General features: G+C 66.6%; 23 protein-coding genes. 13 read left to right on the plus strand and 10 right to left on the minus strand.

All coding sequences use genetic code 11. From position 1 onward, the window contains the following. Positions 1 to 165: 165 nt before the first annotated feature. Positions 166 to 1,338: an acyl-CoA dehydrogenase family protein gene (locus A5773_RS09485; protein WP_066957306.1), complete on the minus strand. Its 1,173-nt coding sequence runs from the start codon at positions 1,336 to 1,338 to the stop codon at positions 166 to 168. A gap of 120 nt (positions 1,339 to 1,458) precedes the next feature. On the opposite strand from A5773_RS09485, the gene fabG reads away from it, so the two are divergent. From fabG to A5773_RS09515, 6 genes are all read left to right on the plus strand, one after another. Further along, entirely contained in the window at positions 1,459 to 2,199 is a 741-nt protein-coding gene (fabG, locus tag A5773_RS09490) for a 3-oxoacyl-ACP reductase FabG (RefSeq protein ID WP_067260907.1), read from the plus strand. Next, positions 2,196 to 3,422, plus strand: a complete 1,227-nt coding sequence (locus A5773_RS09495) for an acetyl-CoA C-acetyltransferase (RefSeq protein ID WP_066957277.1) — start codon at positions 2,196 to 2,198, stop codon at positions 3,420 to 3,422. Before fabG ends, A5773_RS09495 begins: the two co-directional genes overlap by 4 nt. Continuing rightward, positions 3,419 to 4,612 carry a CoA transferase gene (locus A5773_RS09500; RefSeq protein WP_066957275.1) on the plus strand — a complete coding sequence of 398 codons (1,194 nt, stop codon included), beginning with the start codon at positions 3,419 to 3,421 and terminating at the stop codon, positions 4,610 to 4,612. The genes A5773_RS09495 and A5773_RS09500 overlap by 4 nt, the downstream gene beginning before the upstream one ends. Positions 4,613 to 4,637: 25 nt before the next feature. Further along, complete coding sequence (locus A5773_RS09505; RefSeq protein WP_066957273.1) at positions 4,638 to 5,831, plus strand: acyl-CoA dehydrogenase family protein; 1,194 nt, start codon at positions 4,638 to 4,640, stop codon at positions 5,829 to 5,831. A 2-nt stretch (positions 5,832 to 5,833) separates the two neighbouring features. Beyond that, a complete protein-coding gene (locus tag A5773_RS09510; protein ID WP_066957272.1) occupies positions 5,834 to 6,526 on the plus strand; it encodes a GntR family transcriptional regulator in 693 nt (230 codons plus the stop codon). Positions 6,527 to 6,592: 66 nt separating this feature from the next. Next, complete coding sequence (locus A5773_RS09515; RefSeq protein WP_067790665.1) at positions 6,593 to 6,955, plus strand: hypothetical protein; 363 nt, start codon at positions 6,593 to 6,595, stop codon at positions 6,953 to 6,955. Here the strand turns inward: A5773_RS09515 and A5773_RS09520 are convergent. Then, complete coding sequence (locus tag A5773_RS09520; RefSeq protein ID WP_067790668.1) at positions 6,952 to 7,926, minus strand: GlxA family transcriptional regulator; 975 nt, start codon at positions 7,924 to 7,926, stop codon at positions 6,952 to 6,954. The genes A5773_RS09515 and A5773_RS09520 overlap by 4 nt on opposite strands. 75 nt (positions 7,927 to 8,001) lie before the next feature. Between A5773_RS09520 and A5773_RS09525 the strand changes: the two genes are divergently transcribed. Both A5773_RS09525 and A5773_RS09530 read left to right on the plus strand, forming a co-directional pair. Next, positions 8,002 to 8,658, plus strand: a complete 657-nt coding sequence (locus tag A5773_RS09525; RefSeq protein ID WP_067790825.1) for a DJ-1/PfpI family protein — start codon at positions 8,002 to 8,004, stop codon at positions 8,656 to 8,658. Continuing rightward, positions 8,659 to 8,967: a hypothetical protein gene (locus A5773_RS09530; protein ID WP_067260922.1), complete on the plus strand. Its 309-nt coding sequence runs from the start codon at positions 8,659 to 8,661 to the stop codon at positions 8,965 to 8,967. A gap of 18 nt (positions 8,968 to 8,985) precedes the next feature. On the opposite strand, the gene A5773_RS09535 is transcribed toward A5773_RS09530, so the two are convergent. Genes A5773_RS09535 through A5773_RS09560 form a run of 6 tightly spaced genes read right to left on the minus strand, consistent with a single transcriptional unit; the run spans position 8,986 to position 15,993 of the window. Further along, positions 8,986 to 10,512, minus strand: a complete 1,527-nt coding sequence (locus A5773_RS09535; protein WP_067790671.1) for a class I adenylate-forming enzyme family protein — start codon at positions 10,510 to 10,512, stop codon at positions 8,986 to 8,988. Then, positions 10,505 to 12,109 carry a class I adenylate-forming enzyme family protein gene (locus tag A5773_RS09540; protein ID WP_067790827.1) on the minus strand — a complete coding sequence of 535 codons (1,605 nt, stop codon included), beginning with the start codon at positions 12,107 to 12,109 and terminating at the stop codon, positions 10,505 to 10,507. The genes A5773_RS09535 and A5773_RS09540 overlap by 8 nt, the downstream gene beginning before the upstream one ends. Then, positions 12,099 to 13,571 (minus strand): class I adenylate-forming enzyme family protein, encoded by a 1,473-nt coding sequence (locus A5773_RS09545; RefSeq protein WP_067790674.1) that lies wholly within the window; start codon positions 13,569 to 13,571, stop codon positions 12,099 to 12,101. Before A5773_RS09545 ends, A5773_RS09540 begins: the two co-directional genes overlap by 11 nt. Then, the gene (locus A5773_RS09550) at positions 13,571 to 14,368 is read right to left on the minus strand and encodes an enoyl-CoA hydratase/isomerase family protein (protein WP_067790677.1); all 798 of its coding nucleotides are present in this window, start codon (positions 14,366 to 14,368) and stop codon (positions 13,571 to 13,573) included. The genes A5773_RS09545 and A5773_RS09550 overlap by 1 nt, the downstream gene beginning before the upstream one ends. Beyond that, positions 14,359 to 15,171: an enoyl-CoA hydratase/isomerase family protein gene (locus A5773_RS09555; RefSeq protein ID WP_066957259.1), complete on the minus strand. Its 813-nt coding sequence runs from the start codon at positions 15,169 to 15,171 to the stop codon at positions 14,359 to 14,361. The genes A5773_RS09550 and A5773_RS09555 overlap by 10 nt, the downstream gene beginning before the upstream one ends. Positions 15,172 to 15,180: 9 nt before the next feature. Beyond that, complete coding sequence (locus A5773_RS09560) at positions 15,181 to 15,993, minus strand: enoyl-CoA hydratase/isomerase family protein (protein WP_067790681.1); 813 nt, start codon at positions 15,991 to 15,993, stop codon at positions 15,181 to 15,183. Positions 15,994 to 16,124: 131 nt separating this feature from the next. On the opposite strand from A5773_RS09560, the gene A5773_RS09565 reads away from it, so the two are divergent. Next, positions 16,125 to 16,832 carry a hypothetical protein gene (locus tag A5773_RS09565; protein WP_066957255.1) on the plus strand — a complete coding sequence of 236 codons (708 nt, stop codon included), beginning with the start codon at positions 16,125 to 16,127 and terminating at the stop codon, positions 16,830 to 16,832. Then, complete coding sequence (locus tag A5773_RS09570; RefSeq protein WP_067790684.1) at positions 16,829 to 17,725, plus strand: enoyl-CoA hydratase/isomerase family protein; 897 nt, start codon at positions 16,829 to 16,831, stop codon at positions 17,723 to 17,725. Before A5773_RS09565 ends, A5773_RS09570 begins: the two co-directional genes overlap by 4 nt. A gap of 19 nt (positions 17,726 to 17,744) precedes the next feature. Here the strand turns inward: A5773_RS09570 and A5773_RS09575 are convergent, their stop codons facing one another. Next, positions 17,745 to 18,557, minus strand: a complete 813-nt coding sequence (locus tag A5773_RS09575) for a TetR/AcrR family transcriptional regulator (protein WP_067261138.1) — start codon at positions 18,555 to 18,557, stop codon at positions 17,745 to 17,747. A gap of 222 nt (positions 18,558 to 18,779) precedes the next feature. Here A5773_RS09575 and A5773_RS09580 point away from each other — a divergent pair, with 222 nt between their 5' ends. Then, complete coding sequence (locus A5773_RS09580; RefSeq protein WP_067790687.1) at positions 18,780 to 19,577, plus strand: SDR family NAD(P)-dependent oxidoreductase; 798 nt, start codon at positions 18,780 to 18,782, stop codon at positions 19,575 to 19,577. 44 nt (positions 19,578 to 19,621) lie between these two features. Beyond that, on the plus strand, positions 19,622 to 20,629 hold the full coding sequence (locus A5773_RS09585) for a dihydrodipicolinate synthase family protein (protein ID WP_067790829.1): 1,008 nt from the start codon (positions 19,622 to 19,624) through the stop codon (positions 20,627 to 20,629). 85 nt (positions 20,630 to 20,714) lie between these two features. On the opposite strand, the gene A5773_RS09590 is transcribed toward A5773_RS09585, so the two are convergent. Beyond that, a complete protein-coding gene (locus tag A5773_RS09590) occupies positions 20,715 to 20,951 on the minus strand; it encodes a general stress protein CsbD (protein ID WP_067260937.1) in 237 nt (78 codons plus the stop codon). A gap of 295 nt (positions 20,952 to 21,246) precedes the next feature. Here A5773_RS09590 and A5773_RS09595 point away from each other — a divergent pair, with 295 nt between their 5' ends. Further along, positions 21,247 to 22,089 carry an enoyl-CoA hydratase gene (locus A5773_RS09595; protein WP_067260939.1) on the plus strand — a complete coding sequence of 281 codons (843 nt, stop codon included), beginning with the start codon at positions 21,247 to 21,249 and terminating at the stop codon, positions 22,087 to 22,089. The last annotated feature ends 15 nt before the right edge of the window (positions 22,090 to 22,104 follow it).

The raw sequence follows: 22,104 nt of genomic DNA on the forward strand, positions 1-22,104 counted from the left end.
CCGCCCGCCTCTTCCCGCGCCCGCCCCCCGGTCTCGTGGCCGCCCCCCCCCCCCCCCCCCCCCCCGGGGGGCGGCCGCCCCGCCCCGCCCGCGGCTCCGGTGATGAATGCCACTCTGCCTGCAAGCTTTCCGCTCATAGTTTGCTCCCCTGTTGGTCCGGCCGCTCTATCGCTGAGCCGCCTTGACGAGGTTCGATCCGATGATCAAACGCTGAATCTCGCTGGTGCCCTCGTACAGCCGCAGCAGGCGTACATCGCGGTAGATGCGTTCGACGGCAACGCCACGCATATAACCGCTGCCACCGTGGATTTGAACCGCGAGATCCGCGACGTTGCCGGCCATTTCGGTGCAGAAGAGTTTGGCCGCCGACGGGGCGATTCTGCGATCCTCGCCCGCGACCCACTGCCGAGCGGCATCGCGCACCAGCGCCCGGCCGGCCATCACCGCGGTTTGCTGATCGGCGAGCATCGCCTGCACCAACTGGAAGTTCCCGATCGGCGTTCCGCCCTGGGTTGCGGTGGCGGCGTAGGAGACCGATTCGTCGAGCGCGCGTTGCGCGGCGCCCACCGCGAGGGCGGCGATGTGCACCCGTCCCCGGGCCAGCGAGGTCATCGCCGCTCGATATCCGATGTCTTCGCTGCCGCCGATCAGCGCGTCGGATCCGACGCGGACGTCGTCGAAGCTGACGTCGGCCGTCCAAGCACCCTCCTGCCCCATCTTGGCGTCCTTGGCTCCCACCTCGACACCCGCGGCGTCCGCGGGCACCAGGAAGACGGCGATTCCCGGGCCCTGGTCGTCGGCCGGCCGGGTGCGTGCGAAGACGACGAACAGATTGGCGACGGGCGCGTTCGTGATGAAACGCTTCTGCCCGGAGATCACCCAATCGCCTTCGTCGCGAACGGCTTTGGTGCGCAGACCGGCCGGGTTGGATCCGGCGCCCGGTTCGGTCAGCGCGAAGGAGGCGACGACGTCGCCGGCCGCAATCGATTCCAGCCAGCGGGATTTCTGCTCATCGGTGCCGAAGCCCACCAGAACTTGTCCGGCGATGCCGTTGTTGGTGCCGAACATCGAACGCAGTGCCAGGGACGTGTAGCCCAACTCCATCGCAAGCTCGACGTCTTGCACGAGGTTGAGGCCCAGGCCGCCCCACTCCTGCGGAATCGCGTAGCCGAACAGGCCCATCTTCTTGGCTTCGTCGCGGAGGTCGTCCGGAACGCGGTCCTGTTCGAGGATCTCCTGCTCGCGGGGCACGACGGCGCTGCGGACGAATTGCCTTGTCTGAGCGAGGATCTCTCGGAAATCGTCGTCCGAGACTTCGGCGACTTCGGCGGTGGCCATCGACTCCACGCTCCTCTCCTGGCCCGGGGCACCCCGGCTCAGAGCAGGATCCTATATCAAATATGATATTTGCCTTGAGGGGCGTCCGGTGGTGGAGACAACAGTGAAGGATGTGACCAGGTGTCGTTGTTGGCAGGTCAGACCGCGGTAATCACGGGCGGAGCGCAAGGGTTGGGGCTTGCCATCGCCGAGCGTTTTGTCGCCGAGGGCGCCCGGGTTGTGCTCGGCGACATCAATCTCGAGGAAACCCAGGTCGTGGCCAAGCAATTGGGCGGTGATGACGTAGCGGTCGCGGTCCGCTGCGATGTCACTCAGGCGTCCGATGTCGAAACGCTGATCCAAACCGCGGTTGAGCGCTTCGGCACCCTGGACATCATGGTCAACAACGCCGGCATCACCCGTGATGCGACCATGCGCAAGATGACCGAGGAGCAGTTCGATCAGGTCATCGCCGTGCATTTGAAGGGGACCTGGAACGGCACTCGGCTCGCGGCGGCGGTCATGCGCGAAAACAAGCGTGGCGCGATCATCAACATGTCCTCGGTGTCGGGCAAGGTCGGCATGGTCGGGCAGACCAACTACTCGGCGGCCAAGGCGGGCATCGTCGGCATGACCAAAGCCGCGGCCAAAGAGTTGGCTTACCTGGGCGTCCGGGTGAACGCGATCGCCCCCGGTTTGATCCGCTCCGCGATGACAGAGGCTATGCCGCAGCGCATTTGGGATTCAAAGGTTGCCGAGGTGCCGATGGGCCGGGCCGGTGAGCCCAGCGAAGTCGCCAGCGTGGCGCTGTTTTTGGCGTCCGACCTGTCGTCGTACATGACCGGCACCGTCATGGAAATCACCGGCGGCCGACACCTATGAGTGCCGTCCGCGAAGCCGTTGTCTGTGAACCCGTCAGGACGCCGATCGGGCGCTACGGCGGAATGTTCAAGGCGCTGACCGCCGTCGACCTCGGCGTCGCCGCGCTGAAGGGGTTATTGGAGCGGACCGGGCTGGCGCCCGAGGCCGTGCAAGACGTGGTCCTGGGCCATTGTTATCCCAGTAGCGAGGCGCCGGCGATCGGGCGCGTCGTGGCGCTGGACTCGGGCCTGCCGGTGACGGTTCCCGGCATGCAGGTCGACCGGCGTTGCGGCTCGGGCCTGCAAGCGGTCATCCAGGCGTGCCTGCAAGTGGGTAGCGGCAATAACGATCTCGTCATCGCCGGCGGCTGCGAAAGCATGAGCAACGTCGCCTTCTACTCCACCGACATGCGCTGGGGCGGCGCCCGCGGTGGCGTCCGGGTGCATGACGGGCTGGCCCGTGGGCGCACCACCGCCGGTGGCCGGCACTACCCGGTGCCGGGAGGCATGCTGGAAACTGCCGAGAATCTGCGCCGCCAGTACGACATTTCCCGCCAGGAGCAGGACGAGCTGGCGGTGCGGTCGCACCAGCGCGCGGTGGCCGCGCAGAAGGACGGCATCCTCTCCGAGGAGATCATTCCCGTGGCGGTGCCCGGCCGCCACGGCGAGGAACTGATCGACACCGACGAACATCCGCGCGCCGACACATCGGTCGAGTCGTTGAGCAAACTGAAACCCGTTCTGCTGGGCGAGGATTCGGAGGCGACGGTCACCGCCGGAAACGCCAGCGGGCAGAACGACGCGGCGTCGATGTGCGTGGTGACCACACCCGAGAAGGCCGCCGAGTACGGTCTGAAGCCCCTGGTGCGTCTGGTGTCGTGGGCGGTGGCGGGGGTCGCGCCCAACCTCATGGGGATCGGGCCGGTGCCGGCGACCGAGGCGGCGCTGGAAAAGGCCGGTCTGCGGCTGTCCGACATCGACCTCATCGAACTCAACGAAGCCTTTGCCGCGCAAGCGCTCGCTGTCATGCGGGAATGGAATTTCGGTGCCGCCGACCACGAGCGCACCAACGTGCACGGCTCCGGGATCTCCCTGGGCCACCCGGTCGGTGCGACGGGTGGGCGGATGCTGGCCAGCCTGGCGCGCGAGCTCAACCGCCGCGAGGCGGGCTACGGGCTGGAGACCATGTGCATCGGCGGCGGGCAGGGACTGGCCGCGGTGTTCGAGCGGGTCGCCCCGACGTGACCGGGCCCCTGAACGGCCTCACTGTCGTGGAGGTCTCCAGCTTCGTCGCCGCCCCGCTGTGTGGCATGACGCTCAATCAGCTTGGCGCGGAGGTGATCCGCATCGACCCGATCGGTGGCGCGTCCGACGTGCACCGGTGGCCGCTGGCGGCAGACGGCACATCGATCTACTGGACCGGGCTGAACAAGGGAAAGCGCTCGGCCACCATCGATTTGCGGTCCCCCGACGGGCAGGAGCTGGTCCAGCGGCTCATCGTCGAGGGGGACGGCGTGGTGGTGACCAACGCCGCCGGCCTGTCCTGGCTCAGTCACGACGTGTTGACATCCAAGCGGCCCGACGTCATTCACGTGCAGCTGCTCGGGCGCGGCGACGGTTCCACCGGCGTGGATTACACCGTCAACGCCGGCATCGGATTCCCGCTCGTCACCGGCCCCGCGGATCACGCCGGCCCGATCAACCACGTGCTGCCGGCATGGGACGTCTCCTGCGGCCTGTACGCAGCGCTGGCCGTCGTCACCGCCCTCCGCCGCCGCGACGAAAGCGGTGCGGGTGCGCGGATCAGCGTGGCGCTCGAGGACGTCGCACTGGCCACCGCCGGAAACCTGGGACTGCTGACCGAGCCCCAAGTCACCGGCACGCAACGGCAGCGCCTGGGCAACGCCATCTACGGGCAGTACGGACAGGACTTCGCCAGCCGCGACGGCGCCCGGTTCATGGTTGTCACCCTGACCCGCCGGCACTTTCGCGATCTTGTCGACGTGACGGGCACCGGCACCGCGGTAACCGCGCTCGCTGAGGCGCTGGGCGTCGACTTCGGCTCCGAGGGTGACCGCTACCGATACCGCGACGTGCTGTCCGGCCTCTTCGGCACCTGGTTCGCCGACCACACCGCCGAGGAGATCACCGGCGCGCTGTCGGGCACGACGGTGCTCTACGAGCGGTACCGCACCTTCGCGGAGGTCGCCGCCGGCCCGAAGGTGACTGCCAACCCGCTGTTTTCCCTCCTGCACCAGGAGGGCCTGGGTGACTACTTCGCCCCCGGCCTGCCGGTAACGCTCGACGGCACCCACCCCGCCGGCACGGCCGCCCCGGCCTTGGGGCAAGACACCGTCGAGGTCCTCGAGCGGCGTTTGGGGTTGACGAGGGCCGACATCGAACGCCTGACGGACGCCAAGACAATCGCTTGCTGAGCAAGCCAATACGGAAAGACAGCGCATGACCAAACTCGCCCAGACCCTGGGGTTGACGGAATTCCAGACCGAAATCATCGCCACCGTAAGGCAATTCGTCGACAAGGAAGTCATCCCCAACGCCGCGGAACTCGACCGCGGGGACACCTACCCTCAGGACATCGTCGACCGGATGCGCGACATGGGCCTGTTCGGACTGATGATTCCGGAGGAGTACGGGGGTTTGGGGGAGTCGCTGCTGACGTACGCGCTGTGCGTCGAAGAGCTGGCGCGCGGTTGGATGAGCGTTTCCGGGGTGCTCAACACGCACTTCATCGTGGCCTACATGCTGCGTCAGCACGGCACTGATGCGCAGAAGCAACGGTTCCTGCCGCGGATGGCCACCGGCGAGACGCGGGGGTCCTTCTCTATGTCGGAGCCGGAGCTGGGCTCCGATGTCGCCGCCATCCGGACTCGGGCGGTGCGCGATCGGGACGGCGACTACGCCATCAACGGCCAAAAGATGTGGCTGACCAACGGCGGGAGCTCGACGCTGATCGCGGTGCTTGTTCGCACCGACGAAGGGGCCGACAAGCCGCACCGGAACCTGACCACCTTCTTGGTCGAGAAGCCAACGGGTTTCGGTGAAGTCGTGCCCGGCCTGGTCATACCGGGCAAGATCGACAAGCTGGGGTACAAGGGGATCGACACCACCGAACTCATCTTCGACGGCTACCAGGCAAGCGCCGACGACGTTCTGGGCGGTAGCCCCGGACAGGGCTTCTTCCAGATGATGGACGGCATCGAGGTCGGCAGGGTCAATGTGTCTGCCCGAGCCTGCGGCGTGGGCATCCGCGCCTTCGAGCTCGCGGTCCGTTACGCCCAGCAGCGCCACACCTTCGGCAAGCCCATCGCCGAGCACCAGGCCATCGCATTCCAGCTGGCCGAGATGGCCACCAAGATCGAAGCGGCGCACCTGATGATGGTCAATGCGGCCCGACTGAAAGACTCGGGGGAGCGCAACGACGTCGCCGCCGGGATGGCCAAATACCTGTGCAGCGAATATTGCACCGAGGTGACCCAGCAGAGTTTCCGGATCCACGGCGGCTACGGCTATTCCAAGGAATACGAGATCGAGCGGCTGATGCGTGACGCTCCGTTCCTTCTGATCGGCGAGGGAACCAGCGAAATCCAGAAGAACATCATCAGCAAGCGACTGCTCGCCGAATACCAGGTCTAGCGATGACGATCCCGGATTTCGCCGCGCGACCGCAACTTTCGGACGATGTCGCACGCTTCATCCGCCGGCGGATCTTCGATGGCACCTACGCCGCGGGGTCCTACGTCCGCCTGGATCAACTGGCCGCCGAGTTGGGAATCAGCGTCACACCGGTGCGGGAGGCACTCTTCGCCCTGCGCGCGGAAGGCCTGATCGACCAACAGCCCCGCCGCGGTTTCATGGTGCTGCCGGTGACGGGTCGCGACGTCACCGACGTCGCGAACCTTCAGGCCCATGTCGGTGGTGAACTCGCGGCGCGGGCCGCGATCAACATCACCGACGACCAACTGCGCGAACTCAAACAGATCCAGGCGGAACTCGAAGACGCCTACGCCGGCGATGACGACGAGCGGACGGTGCGCCTCAACCACCAATTCCACCGCGCCATCAATGTTGCCGCGGACTCGCCGAAGCTCGCCCAGTTGATGTCGCAGATCACCCGCTACGCACCGGAATCGGTGTTTCCGGCCATCGAAGGTTGGCCCGAACAGTCGATGAGGGATCATCGCCGGATCCTGTCCGCGCTGAAAAAGCGTGACGACCAGCTGGCCCGCGCGGCGATGTCACAACACCTCGCCGCCGGCGCGGTTCCGCTGATCGATCACCTCACCGCCCGCGGGGTGGTCATGGACGCGAGCCGTCCGGCCTCGGGCTAACTGTTGTTCCCGCGCGCGCCTCGGCATATTCTGCCTGGGAGGGGGCAATGACAAAAGCGAGGAAAAGTGCCCCGAACGATCCGCGCGTCGGCCATCTTCGGTGTAGCTGTGATCGTGATAGCTCTCGCACCGCCGGCCGTCGCCGACCCACTGGACCCGATCCCCGGCAATGGCGTCTTTGTCGTGGGCCCCGACATCGCACCGGGCCTTTACCACACGGGCGGCTCGGGTTCGGCCTTCGGCGTCTGGATCAACAACGTGCCAACCCAGGACTCGATGTGCTCGTGGTTCACCTACAGCACGCCCGATGCGAACAAGGAGCACGTGCTTCAGACGAACACCTCGATCGGTCCGATGTACGCGAACATCAACACGGCGGTCAAGGCCTTCGAGTCGCAGAACTGTCAACCCTGGACACGGGTTTCCTAGGGCGCCTCGCCGGCCCACGCCCGGGTGTCGTGATTCTTGTCGCGAAAGGCATTGCGATAACTTTGCGGCGCCACTCCCACCAGGCGGCGGAACTGTTCGCGGAAATTCGTAACTGACGCGAAACCGACTCGGCGCGAGATGGATTCGACGCTGTCGGAGCTGCACTCGAGCAGCTCCTCGGCGTGCTTGATCCGGACGCTGTTCACCCACTGCATCGGCGTCTGGCCCGTTTCCGTCTTGAACCGCCGGTTGAGGGTTCGCTCGCTGGTGGCGGCCTGCCTCGCGATGTCGCGGAGCGTCAGCGGCAGGTGGGCGTTGCCCTCCAGCCAGACCAGCAGGCCGTCGAGTTCGGTGTCGGACCTTCCGCGGCGGCGAATGACGAACTGAGCCTGGTCGCCGGTGCGGTGAAGGGGCGTGACCGCTAACCGGGCGGCGTCGGCGGCCGCCGCCGAGCCGTAGTCGCGCGCAACCATGTACAGGCACAAGTCGAGCCCCGCGGAGGCCCCGGCGGAGGTGAGAACCTGGCCTTCGTCGACGTAGAGCGCGGCGGCATCGAGTCGGACGTCGGGATGCACGGCGGAAAACAGGTCGGCGGCCGACCAATGCGTGGTGGCGCGTTTGCCGGCCAGTATCCCGGCGGCGGCGACGGTGAAGGTGCCGCTGCAGATGGAGGCGATGCGAATCCCCTTGCCGTACGCGGACTTCAGCGCCGCGATGACGTCCTCCCGGACCGGCACCGTGACGTCGTTGCGCCCGGGCACCACGATGGTATCGGCGTTCGCGAGTTCCGCCAGGCCGCAATCGGTGGCGATCCGCACCGGTCCGGCCGGAACGACGGGGTCCGCGCCGCAAACCCGAACGCGGTACCCCGGAGCGCCGGTCGGGAGGTAGGCACGACCGAATACCTCGATCGCGATCGCCAGATCGAACGCGATGACGTCCGGCTCGGCCAGGATCGCCACGGAGTGCATGGGTTGGCAATATACCGGTCCATAGTGTCAATCCAGCCACTGGTTTTGTCGGACGCGGCCGATGACGATGACGTGGTGCACGCACAGATCGTCTTGTACGACGGGTTCGACCCGCTTGACGTCGTCGGGCCCTTCGAAGTCTTGTCGGCTGGCAGCGACCGTGTGGGAGGTGACCTGACGGTGACGCTGGTGTCGGCGGAGGGGCCGCGCAGCGTCATCGGCGGCACTCGCGGTTTGGCGCTGACGGCCGCCGCCGCACTCGATCCATCGGAAAGCAGCTGCGTGATCGTGCCCGGCGCCAGCGGCCCCATCACCGGTGATCCGGACGACGGTGTCGAGACCATCCCGGTGCTGCTGGCCCGAGCCGCGCAGACCGAGCTGACACCGTTGTTGCGGAAGGCGTTTGACAACCCGGAGGTGACGGTGGGCGGTGTCTGTGGCGGATCCGTGGTGATGGCGATGTCCGGCCTGATCGAGGGGCGCCATGCGGTGACTCATCACCTGGGCCTGGAGCTGCTCGAAGCCGCGGGTGTGCATGCGGTGGCGGCGCGCGTGGTCGACGACGGCGACCTGATCACCGCGGGCGGTGTCACGTCGGGGCTGGATCTGGCCCTGTACCTGCTGGACCGGTGGTACGGACCGCGAGTCGCGCACGCCGTCGAGGAGCTTTTCGAGTACGAGCGTCGGGGCACCGTGTGGCGTCCGACGGGACGAGATCCGGTGGAGGCATAGATGGGCATCGGCGGTGACTGGGACGTAACGATCAAGACCCCGATCGGGACTCTGGCCGTGCGGTATGCGTTCGCCGAGTTGCCGGGCGGACTGACCGGCACGGCGACGTACAAGGGCGAAACAGTTCCCTTGCAGGACTTGATAAGTGGCGCGGCCACCGAGGGCACGCGGCTGACCTGGCGGCAATCGGTGACCAAACCGATGCGGCTCAACCTGGACTTCGACGTCGTGGTCGACGGGGATCGGATGGCCGGGCATTCCCGCGCGGGCCGGTTACCGCGGTCGGCGGTCTCCGGCATCCGCCGCTGACCGCCAGTACGACGCCGATCAGCCCGCGAGGGCCTCGATCAGCATCTCCCGCAGCCGACCGGTGTCGACCTTGCCGGTGCCCCCGCGCGGCACGCCGTCATCGGATTCCAACAACAGCCACACGGTCGGAACCTTGAACGCGCTCAGCAGCTTTCGCGCATAACGACTCAGATGATCGGCGGACACGGCCCCGTCGCACACCACAACCGCGCCCACCCGTTGGCCCGTGGTTCCCGGCACGCTGGTGACAAAGGCGCTGCGGACACCGTCGATGGTGCGCAGCGCTCGTTCGACCTCGCTGGGATAGACGGTGGCGCCGCTGACCTTGAACATGTCGTCGGAGCGCCCGTGGTAGAACAGGAACCCCTCGTCGTCGAGGCGGCCCAGGTCGCCGGTGGGGTAGAAGCCGTCGGCGGTGAACAGCTCTTCTCGGCTGCGACCGCAGATGCCGCGCAGCGTGTGTGGCCCCCGAATCTGGATCATGCCCACGGCGCCGGCCGGCACGGGCTCGCCGCTGTCGGGAGCCACGATGCGAACCTCCATGCCGCTGAACGGCTTTCCGCAGCTGCCCCACGCAGTCTCGGGCATGTCGGTGTCGGCGGGATAGCCGCAGTATGGACCGAATGCCTCGGTCATGCCGAACAACGTGGCCCGAGCGCCCGGCTGGGCCCGCTGTTCGGGCGGGAGCAGTGCCTGCAGGCTCCCCGGCCGCAGGGCCGACAGATCGGCGCCGACAGTGGCGGCGTGCCTGGCCAACGTCTCCGCTTGGTCCGGCCAGCCGCGAAACAGCGTCACCCGCTCGGCTTCCAGCAGGCGCAGCGTGGTCTCCGGCCGCGGAATCTCCTCCGTCACCAGGGTGGCACCGGCCAGCAGCGTGGACAGGATTCCGCTGCCGAAGCCGCCCACCCAGAAGAACGGCATGGGTAGGTACAGCCGGGTGTCGGCGGTGATGCAGCGCGCGGCCAGGCCCGACCGCACGGCCTCCAGTGCACTGCCGTGAGAGTGCAGGACCCCCTTGGGGGCCCCACTGCTGCCGGAGGTGAACATGATGACCAACGGGTCGGCGGCCGTGACCGTCTCCGTCATGGCATCGACGATTCGGCGCACCGGCTCGCCGGCGGTGGCGTGGGTGAGCCGGTCGGTCGTCCAGACCTGACGCAGGGCAGGAAGTTCGGGCCGCAGCTCCTGAAGCTCATCGAGATAGCGATGACCGCGAAATTCGTCGACACTGACCAGGAACTGGACCGCCGCGACACGCAGCTGCGCGGCGAGCTCACCGGCCTGCAGCAGCGTGCTCAGCGGTACCAGCACGGCACCGATGCGGGTCAGCGCGACAGCGACCTGTACCCAGCGAGCGCTATTGGGCATGATCAATCCCACCCGGGTGCCCTTGCCCACACCGGCTTCAATGAATACCGCGGCCAATTCTCTTGTGGTGAGGTCGAGTTCGCGATAACTGATCCGCGACGCAGGGTCGATGACCATCGGTATGTCGCCGTCGCGATCGGAGCGGAACCGCACCAGTCCGTCGATGGTGTCAGGCATCGAAGAGCTCTCTCAGTCCCCGTGTGTCGACTTTGCCGCTGGAGAGCAGCGGCAGTTGGTCGCGCGACAATGTCAGGAACCGCCGGGGAATCTTGTATGCCGACAATTCCGCCTTCAGCCCGTCGCGCAGCGCCGCCTCGTCGAAGGCGGCGCCCTCGGGCACGACCACGACCGCCGCGACCAGCTGTCCGCGCTGCGCATCCGGGACACCGACGACATGGGCCGTCAGCCCGCCGGCGACCTTGGCGATTGCCCGTTCCACTTCGTCGGCCGAGACATTGGCGCCGGCCGTCTTGATCATCGTGCTGAGCCGGCCGACGTAATAGAAGAACCCGTCGGCGTCGGCGCGCACCAAATCCCCGGTGTGGAACCAACCGTCGGCGTCGAAGCACTCCTCGCGACTGCGTCGGTAGTAGCGCTGCATCACGAACGGTCCCCGGATACACAGTTCCCCGACCCTGCCGACGCCGACCGCTAGTCCGGTTTGGGTGTCGACGATCCTGGTGTCGAAGCCGGGCGCCGGTCTGCCGAACGATCCGCGCCTGCTCTCGGGTTGATCGGTCTCGTCGTCGCTGATCAGCACGACGCTGCCGGCCTCGGTCATGCCCAGCATGTTGTGCCGCAGCTCGGGATCGGCCGGTCGAACCGCAGCCGCCATGATCGGGTACAGGTTGCCGCGACGCATCGATGACAGGTCACGGCGCGCGAAGCTCGGATGGTCGGCGAGGTGCGCGACCCCTGCGCTGAAACCGTTGGTCAAGGTGGGTTTTTCGGCTTCCAGCAAATCGAGCGTCGTACCGGGATCCTCGGCGTTGGAGCACACCAGCGTCGAGCCGGCGACCAGGGTGGCGAGCAGTCCGAACGCGAAGCCGCCGATCCAGAAGAACGGCGAATTGCAGAACAGCTTGTCGTCGGCCGTCAAACCGCGAATGGCGTTGAGATTGCGCTGGTGTTCGAGCAGCGCGCCGTGTGTGTGTACGACGCCCTTGGGGGCGCTGCTGGAGCCCGACGTGTACACGATGGCCACGGGATCGCAACCCCGGACGTCATCTTGCGTCGCCGCCAACAGCGCGGGGGTCACGGTATCGGCCAGCCGGTAGAACCGGTCGATGTCGCGGACGCGCCGCCGCGCACCGGGGCGGTAGCTGATGCCGACCTGCCGGAGTTGCGGTGCGGCCGGGGCCAAGAGCCGGTAGTCGGACCCGAAATCCGAGTCCGACAGCACCTGCTCGAGGCGTTGCACGTAGTCGTGTGTGCGGAAAGATGCTGCGCTCAAGAGTATTTCGACATCGCTGTCGAGCAGTTGTTCGTGCATCTCGCGGGCGGTGACGAAGGTGGAGAAGGGAACCACCACGGCGCCGATTCGCGCCGCCGCCAGCATAGCGACGACGAATTCCGACCCGTGGGGATAGAGCAGGCCGACGTGGGTGCCCTTGCCCGCGCCGACCGCGATCAGCCCGCGGGCGAGCTCGGCCGAGCGGGCCTCGGCTTGGCCATAACTGATGCGGTCAGCGTCGCAGATGAGTAGCGGACGTTCTGCGCCCGCACGGGCCCGGCGTGTCAGGACGTCGGCGACGGTCGGGCTGTCACCGGGCATGGTCACTGTTGGCTGCGCTGAAGAAGCGCTGAACCGCGCCCAGATCGGCTTTGCCCGACGGTGTCCGCGGGATGGTGTCGACGATCGCGATCTCGGTGGGAATCTCGTAGCGCGCCAGCCGCGTTCCCAGGTATTGCACCAGCGCGTCGCAGTCGACGGACGCGGACCCGCGCAGCTCCACCAGGGCGACCGGCGTCGCCCCGAGACGCTCGTCGGGCCGGCCGACCACCGCTGCACCTGCCACCGCGGGGTGGCTCTCCAGGGCGGTGCGAACGTCGTCGGGCATCACCTTGAACCCACCACGGATGATCGCCTGGTCGGCCCGCCCGACGATCCACACGAAGCCGTCCGCGTCGATGCGCGCCATGTCCGTGGTCCGCATCCACTGGGCCGACGGCCCCAGTTGGCCCGGCTTGACCTCGAGCAGACCGACCTTGTCAGTCCCCAGTGGCGTGCCGTCGTCCGCGACCACCCGCAACTGCGCACCCGGGTTGGCGCGGCCGACGCTGCCCCGTTTGGCGGCCCAATAGCGTTGGTGATCCGGCAGGGTCCAGCCGGCGACACCGCCACCGAATTCGGTTGCCGCGTAAGACGTCAGGACGGGGATGCCGTATTTGGCGGTGAAGGCGTCGGCGTCGTCGGCCGTCACCGGGGCCGTGCCGCAGGTGACGGCGCGGATGCTGTCCAGATCGGCCGGCGGCAGGTTTGAGTGCAACACCGTGCGCAGGGCCGCGGGTACCAGCGATACGGTCCGCGGCCGGTGCCTGCGCACCGCGTCGGCCCAGGAGTTGAGCTCGAAACGTTCGAGAAGCGCGAATGGTCGTGCGTCGGCGATGCATTGCAGCACGCGGAATACCCCGCCGATGTGCACCAGCGGGGAGTTGACGATCGCGACGCCGCTACGTAGCTCGGTGGGCGCCGGGACGCGGCGGGGTTCGGCGCCCATCACGCTGCGCGCCAACATGTCGTAGCCGAGGTCGACCCTTTTGGGCGGACCCGTCGTACCGCTGGTCAACATTCGTACCGCGACCCCGGTCCGCGGGTGGACCTCCGGACGAGTCGTCGAGGCCCCGGCCGGGGCATCGTCCAACCGACCCGAAATCGCCACCGTGGTGGCGTCGGTCGTCGGGGGCAGCAGTGTCGTCAGATCGGTGCTTTCCCCGATGATCAGGGGCAGCCGCAGTCCGGCGATGTCGGCCTTGGTGCGCTCGTCCCCGCGAGACGGGTTGATGACGACGACGGTGCCACCGCCCAGCAGCACCCCGAGAAACGCGGCCACCTGACCGGGCCGGTTGCGCAGCAGCATCCCGACTTCGTCACCAGCGGTGAGCACGGCGATGCGTTCTGCCATGGCGCGGACCCTGTCCCACGAAATCCATTGGCCGTCATACTCGATCGCGTGGGCGCCCGGCTCCAGGTTGAGGACGTCGGCGATGCGTTGACTGAGCGGGTGCGCAGGCATCAGCGGGTCTTCGGAGTACGCGCCGCACCTTCGCCGTCGGCCTTCTGGGCGGCGAGTTGGGCAGTGCCGAGCGGGTTGCCCAGGCGGGTATAGATCAGCCCCTGCTCCATGGCCGCGCGATACGGCTTGTCGAGCGACTCCCAAATCGCCTTCACCGTGCCCTGAGTCGCGGTCGGTGGCTTCGCGGCGATCGTCGCGGCAATCTCGTGCGCGCGGCCCCAGAGCTGCTCGGCGGGGACCACCTCCGACACCAGTCCAATCCGGAGCGCGGTGTCGGCGCTGACCCGCTCGTCGTTACCCATCAAGGCGATGCGCAACGTCTCGCCAAGACCGATGCGCCTCATCAGGCCGATCGGCTCCAACGCGCAGACCAGGCCGGCGGATACGTGCGAGTCGAAAAAGGTGGCGTCCTGCGAACAGATGACGACGTCGGATTCGTTGATGAAGTAGAACGCGCCCGCGGTGCACACGCCCTGAACGGCGCAGACGACCGGCTTCCACATCTTCTGCCACTTGGGGCTGAGCGCCTCGCCGGGATCCTCGTGGTTCCAGATGTTTTCGGGCTGCCCGTAGGGCGTTTTGATGTCCAGCCCTGCGCTGAACGCCCGATCACCGGCGGCCCGCAGCACCACCGCGTTGACCGACTCGTCGAGCTTGACCATGCGCCAGGCGCGGGTCATCTCCTCACACATGGTGCGGTTGAACGCGTTCAGCTGCGCGGGCCGGTTCAGTGTGATGGTCGCGACCCGATCGGTCTCGTCGACCTCGAGCAGGATGGTCTCGAACGTCATCGGCATTGCCAATCGGGCTTGCGTTTCTCGACGAAGGCTTTGGGCCCTTCGGCCGCGTCCTCGGTCCGCAGCACGCGCTCGCGGAACGTTTCTGCCATGATCTCGGCTTCGTGCAGCGGCACGTTGAGACCCTTGAGGATGGCCAGGCGAGTTCCCCGAACCGCCAGCGGCGCATTGGAGTTGACGATGCCGGCGATCTCGTGCGCCCGCTCGAGAAGCCGGTCGTGCTCGACGATTTCGCTGATCAGACCGAGTTCGTAGGCGCGTTGCGCGCTCATCCGCTCGTGCTTGCCCATCAATGCCATCCGCAGGGCAATGGAGCGGGGCAGCACGCGCGACAGCCGCACCATCTCGCGTCCGGCCACTAATCCGATGCTCACGTGCGGATCGAAGAATGTTGCCTGCTCCGAGGCGATCACGATGTCCGATGTGGTGACCCAGTCCATGCCGGCGCCGCAGCACAACCCGTTGACCGCGGCGAGCACCGGCTTGGCGGCCGTGCGAAATGGGGGAGTGCCCTCCTGCGGTGCCTCCCATTGGTCGTAGGTCGACAGATACGGGCGCTCGTAGATCACCTTGCCGTCTTCGGGAATGGCCCTGACGTCGGCGCCCGTGCAGAACGCGCGACCGGTGCCGGTCACGATGGTCAGCCAGACCTCGTCGTCGTTCTCGGCCTCGTCGTAGGCGGCCCGCAGCTCGGTGATCATGTGGGGGCTGAGGGCGTTGAGGGCGTCCGGACGGTTCAGCGTGATGGTGGCGGTATGCCCGTCGACGTCGTAGTTGATGGTGTCGAACGAGTCAGTAGGCATCCTGCTCCCTCATCGGCCCTGAAACTTCGGTGCCCGTCGCTGCCGGAAGGCTTCCAGGCCTTCTTTGAAATCTGCTGTCCGGCAGGATAGTTCGAGATTGAACAGCTCCTGGGTCATGGCTTGGCTCAGCGTGGCCTGCTGGCCGAAGCTCAGGGCCTGCTTGGTCAGCCCGATCGCCGCGGTCGGACCGCAAACCAGCCGCTCGAGCAGTTCCTCGGCGGTGCCCTCGAGTTCGGCGGGGTCTACCGCTTGGTAGATCAATCCCCAGTCGGCCGCATCGTCCGCGCTGACCTTCTCGCCGAGCAGCAGCATCCGCCTGGCCCGTGCCAGGCCGACCAGCCGGGGCAGCAGCCAAGTCGCGCCCGAGTCGGGGCTGAAGCCCCGGTCCACGAAGGGCTCCCAGAACACCGCATCGCTGGCGGCAACAGTGAAGTCGGCTGCCAGCGCGAGATTGCACCCGAACCCCGCGGCCCATCCTCGCACGCTACAGAGCACCGGCAGCTGGATGCTCGCCACCAGTTCGATCACGCGATGAGCGGCATGGGGGATGCGCCGCACGAGATCGCCGGTGCGGGGACGTTGTTGGTCGTTGGCGGCGACCCAGTCCACTCCGGCGCAGAAGTCGTCGCCGCCCCGGATGTGAACCGCGCGCAACGAATCGTCGGCGGCGGCATCGGTCAGTGTCTCAACCATGGACCCAATCATTGCCTGGCTCAACGAGTTACGCCGGGATGGACGATCCAGCGTCAGCCGCAGCACGGCGCCGTCCCGCCGCACTGTCACCGCACCATCGGCACCGGCCGCGTCGGCCTCCTGACTCACCGTCGAATCCGGCCTTTCTGCCGATACGGTTACCCATACAGTAGGCAATACGATTGATACGCTGTATAAGTTAGCAGGGTACGCTGCCGCCGGACATAGCCGGGCCGGAACCCGAGCGAAAAGAGACAAGCATGGCCTTGCAGGAGGGGCGACCCGAGGGGCGGGCCGCTTCAGAGGCGCCGGGCACCAGCGACGCCAAATTCGGCGAGCGGCCCCTGGCCCAGACCGTGGCCGCCGCCGGGGCCATGCGGCGCCTGAGTTCGCTGCTGCTGTCCCTCGAACATCCGCATCCGACGGTCGACACCATGGTGGAGAAGTTCGCGCAGTGGGAGCGCGAGCTCGCGGTCGCGGCTCCCGTGGACAACGCACCACGCATCGGCGACGTCCCCGATGACCCTCGGCGCGTCTATCTCAACCACGCGACAGACATTGGCGCCTACAACCCGTGCTTTCCGGAGTATCTGTTCGACCACCTCGATGCCGACCAGGCCACCGGGCGGGTCAACTTCCCGCTCGTCTACGAGGGCCCGCCGGGGTTGGTGCACGGCGGCTTTCTGGGCGTCTTCTTCGACTGCGTCATCCAGCACCACAATTGCGTCGCAGGCCTTTCGGGCAAGACCCGGTCGTTGGTGGTGACGTTCCGCCGTCCGACCCCCGCGTTGACCGAACTGCGGTTCGACATCGCTCGTGCGCAAAGCGAGCGCGGTGTCGCCTCGACAGCGCGGCTGCTGCTCGATGACGAAGTGCTCTGTACCGGCGAGGTGAGCACGTTGGCGTCACCACCGGAAAAGCTGGCCGGGTTTCAATTCGGCAGGCGGCGAAAGGAGTCCGACACATGACTGCCCCAAGCGCCGAGGACGATCGTGTGCTGTTCGAGGCCGACCGCGACCGCCGCATCGCGACGATCACGCTGAACAATCCCTCGCAACACAACTCCTACGACGCCGCCATGCGCGAGGCCGTCGCCCGCTGTCTGGATCGGGTGGCCGAAGACGACGACCTCACGGTGGTGCTGTTGCGCGGAGCTGGTGGCGTCTTCTCCACCGGCGCCGACATGAACAACGCGTACGGCTGGTACGGCAAGCAGGGCGACGTGGGCGAGGACGCGTCGGCCAAGCGCCGCCCCAGCCAGCGCCGGCGACTCGCCGTGGACCGCAAGTCTTTTGGCTTCTACCACAATTTCATGGGCTTTCCCAAGATCACGGTGGGTGAGATCGCCGGGTATGCGCTCGGCGGCGGGTTCGAGATGGCACTGATGACCGACATCTCCGTGATAGCGCGTGACACGAAGATCGGCATGCCGGCGACCCGCTTCCTCGGCCCGGCGCTCGGCAGCCTGCACATGTTCTTCCACCGGCTGGGGCCCGTGCTGGCCCGCCGCCTGCTGCTCACCGGCGACGTCATCGAGGCCGGCGAGCTCGAGCACCTCGGAATTTTCACCGACACATGCGATTCAGCCGCTGTCGGGGCGCGTGCGCGGTACTGGGCCGAGAAGGCGGCGAAGATGCCCGCCGACGGAGTGGTGATCGCCAAGGAAGCGTTCCGCCTCGTCGAGCAGAGCCAGGCGTACCAGGGTGAGGAAGTTGCCAGCTATCTCTTCCACGCCTTCGGCACCAACCTGCAATTCGGGCCGGACGAGTTCAACTTCGTCAAAACCCGCGCACAGCACGGCACGAAGGAAGCGTTCCGGCTCCGCGATGAATACTTCGACGTGCCGGAACCCGAAGCCTAATAGGCCGATTCGTTCTCGGCTAGCGCGCGGCCGGGGCCTTGGTACGCGCCCGTGAACCAGGCGACTTGGCCGCCTTGCGTGGCCGTGACGGCGCCTGCTTGCCGGCTCTCGATCCCTTGCCCTCCTCGATCAACCGACTGGCGTGATCGAGGATGCAACCGAGGCCGTATTCGAAATTGGTTTCGTCGGGTGCGCCGATCCGATGACCGATCCGGCTTACTTGCGCGAGGAGGGGGGTCTTCTCGGGATCGATGGCGACGGCGTCCTCGATAGCGCGTGCACCCTCGTCGGAGGATTGATTCTTTTCGTACAGCCGCTGCAGCACCACCGATCCGCGGACGTGCACCGAAACGGCCGAGTACGTGTCGAAGGCATCCTCCGGCGACAGCCCGGCCTCAACCAGATTGGCGATCGCCTTCTCCATCTCCTCGGCGCCCAACCGCGCCGCCTTCGGGCTAAGTGCGGCACGAATCAAAATCAGGTCGCACAGAATTGGGTTGCCCATGAACGTCTTACGCATCAGGCGTGCATGGTTGCGCAGCGTCTCGCGCCAGTCGCTGGCCTCGACGTAGGGGGTGGCGAACACATACTTGCTCAACGCGCGATCGGTCATCGCGTTGAGCAGGTCGTCCTTCTTGCGGAAGTACCAGTAGATGCTGGTTACTCCGACGCCGAGATGTTTGCCGAGCAGCGGCATGCTCAAGTTGTCGATCGATACTTGCTCCGCGAGTTCGAATGCGCCACTGATAATGTCATCGGGATTGATGGAACCGCGTTCGCGTCGTTGACGCTTATCGGCGGTAGCCTGCTTTGCCACTACGGGCACCTCCATCACGATGTATCCTTTGTATACGGTCGGAGAGCTGTGCGAGCTCACCTGCGCATACGCTGGCGTTTCTGCCGCTCGACGATTACCGTCAGCCCGGCCTTTCTGCGCTTTTCCATCTGCTACTGTAATACCTATCGTAGGCTTTTTGGTAACGAAGGCTGGACGGGCGAAGATGACCGGGCACAGGCCATTGATCGAGTCCCCCGATGAGCCACGGGAATTGCCATGGATTTAGGTCTGGCGCATGCGGCAACGGTGGTGGTCGGCGGTAGCCGCGGGATGGGGCTGGCGGCGGCTCGATGCCTCGCCGACGAGGGCGCCCGGGTGGCAGTGGTCGGCCGCAGCCGTGACGCACTTGACTCCGCGGTCGCGGATCTGACCGGACGTGGAAGCGCGGATGCCGTTGGTCTCGTCGCGGACATCGGTGACGCGGGGCAGGTCGACGAAGCATTCGCCGACCTCGCACGGCGGTGGGGCGACGAACTCAATGTGCTTGTCAACACGGTCGGGCCGGGCGCGGCGGGCAGTTTCGACGATTTGACCGACGAGCAGTGGCGCCAAGCCGTCGAAGACGGTGTGATGGGCATGGTGCGCTGCGTCCGTGCGGCACTTCCGCTGCTGCGCAAGGCGCAATGGGTACGGATAGTCAACTTCTCGGCGCACTCGACCCAGCGGCAGAGCGTCATGCTGCCCGCCTACACGGCGGCCAAGGCGATGCTGACAAGCGTCTCCAAGAATCTGTCGTTGCTGTTGGCCAAGGACGAGATCTTGGTCAACGTGGTGTCGCCAGGCACCATCGCATCCGAGTCGCTGGCCGGCTGGGCGCGGTCGGTGGGCGTCGACGGCGACGACCCCTACGCGCTAATGGACGCCATTGCCAAGCACTTTGGCCATCCCGCGCACATGCCCCGGGCGGGACTGCCGGAGGAGATCGGGCCGGTGGTCGCCTTCCTTGCGTCGCGGCGCAACTCGTACATGACCGGGGCAAACATCAACGTCGACGGTGGTTCGGACTTCACCTAACCCCCCGGATGGAAGAAAGTTCGGCTGACGAGAAGGAGTCGACGGTGGCGACGGCAAGTGAGGCGCGCGCCTGGGCGCGCGGGGCGCTGCGGGGAATCGGCGACTCTCTGTATACCCCGTTCTGCGGCCCGGATGGTGATGACATCGACTGGGAGGCATACCGGACGCTGGTGCGGTATTGCGTCGGCGACCTCGGACACCCGATGTTGTGGTGCACCAGCGGCCTCGCCGAATTCTGGTCGCTGACTCTCGACGAGCGAAAACGCTTGCTGGAGGTGGCGATCGAGGAAGCCCGCGCCGTAAACCCCGGTGTCGTAGTGCAAGCCTGTACGGCGGCCATGGCGGCGAAGGACTGTCTCGAGTTGACGCTGCACGCCCAAGAGGCCGGCGCCGACATTGCCTACATCCAGACGCCGATGATGGAGGCGCACGGCGGCGAGGGCGTGCTGCGATTCTTCAAGTACATCGCTGCCCGCACCGACATCGCCCTGGGCATGTTCAACTCACCGTCGTCCGGTTACGTGCTGACCGCAACCGAGAGCGCACGGATCTACGACGAGGTGCCCGCGGTGTGTGCCACGAAGGAGGGCGCCTTCCGGCCGGCGAGCAGCCGGATGCTGCACCAGTTGGCGCCCGGCCTGGTGCTCTGGGAATGCGACAAAACGGTCTATCGCGCGGGATGGCTGCGCGACGGGATCGTCTGTCCGGCACAGCTGGGCACCGCGGGCTACCTGTTCGAGACCCCACAGCGGCGATTGTTCTCCCATTATTGGGATTTGGTGCAAAGCGACAAGTTGATCGAGGCGATGGATTTCGGTCGTGAGTCGGGACTGGACCAGTTCGACCTGGACGTCGGATCCTGGTGGACCTGTTACCCGGGGCGGCCGGATTACTTCACTCATTGGGCTGGCGCGTTCAAGTACGCCGCCTCGCTGCTCGGATTGCCGATAGGCGAGTATCCGCATTCGCGCCCACCGCAAGCGGAGTTGCCGCCGGAGGCCAAGTCGCAGATCGAAGAGGCCTACCGCCGGCTCGGGCTGATCGGAACGTAGCGTCCACAAAAAGCCGGCACCGCAAGATAACTCACAAGCGACGGCCCGGCCACCGCCACGGTGACCGGGCCGTTCACCAAACCGACTACTGTTCGGCCTTCTGGCGCGCCTCCGCCGTCTTGGCCTTGGCCCGGGCCTTCTCGGCCGCGGCTTCCTTCTTCGCCGCGCTGCGCTGAGCGTCGGCCTTGTCCTGCTGGGCTTGGCCCTCGTTGACCAGATCGTTGCGGCCGATGATCGTGCCGATGATCTCCTTGGCTTTGCCGAAGACCGCTTCGACGATGCCCTGGACCGCCTCGATCGGGCCGCTCTTGATGTCAGCCATTGCGTTTCCCCTCCCTGGTAATGGGTGTTTGAGTTTGCTTTCCCTGTTCGGCGGTCGGGGAAAACGTGATCCGGACGTGGCGCTCGCCACAGCGCGGACGAGGCTCGTCCGCCTGGCGATCCGCGGTGCGGGCGATCGCGGCGGACAGTCCGGTCAACTGGGCGGAAATCCGCTGTTCGGCCGGGGTGCGCGGGGGCGTGGCGACGGTTGTGGAAAACGGTACCGATAGGTATACAGTATGCGTACAAAACATCGCGAAATCCGGTAGGCGAACGACGAGGAGGTACCGGGGGAGATGTCCGGCAGCGACGGCGCTTCCGAGGACGCAGTGCTCTACGAGGCCACCGGCAGCGGCGTCGCGATTCTGACCTTCAACCGTCCGGACCGTCTCAACGCCTGGGGCCCTGACATCGCCGACGGCTTTTACTCCGCGATCGACCGCGCCGAACAGGACCCGGCCATCCGGGTGATCGTGTTGACCGGGCGGGGCAAGGGCTTTTGCGCGGGCGCGTATCTCGGCACGCCGAGTTCCGCGCCGAGCTACGGCGACACGATGAAGAAGGCGGGCCAGACCAAACTCGCCGACTTGGTGGGCGAGCGGCCACCGCATTTCGTGACCACACTGCGCAAGCCCGTGATCGCGGCCATCAATGGCGCCTGTGTTGGCATCGGCCTGACCCAGGCGCTCATGTGCGACGTCCGGTTCGCTTCCGCCGGTGCCAAGTTCGCCGCGGTCTTCGCCCGCCGCGGACTGATCGCCGAGTTCGGCATCTCGTGGATACTCCCGCGCCTCACCACGTGGGGCGTCGCCCTGGATCTGTTGCTGAGTGGACGCACCTTCCTCGCCGAGGAGGCCGCCGAGCTCGGCCTGGTCAAGGAAGTGGTCGCGCCCGAAGATCTGATGAAGCGCGCGTTGGACTACGCCGAGGACATCGCCCGCAATTGTTCGCCGGCGTCCATGGAAGTGATCAAGAGGCAGGTCTACGGTGACGCCACTCGCGATGTCGTGGACGCCACCTCGCGCGCCGAAACCCTGCTGCACGAAGCGATGCCGCGGCCGGACGTCATCGAAGGCATCACCAGCTTCCTCGAGAAGCGGCCCCCGCAGTTCCCCTCGCTCAACTCGACCGACGCTTAGCGCTCGCCGGTACCG

The organism is Mycobacterium sp. 852014-52450_SCH5900713, assembly GCF_001667075.1.
Taxonomy (GTDB): domain Bacteria; phylum Actinomycetota; class Actinomycetes; order Mycobacteriales; family Mycobacteriaceae; genus Mycobacterium.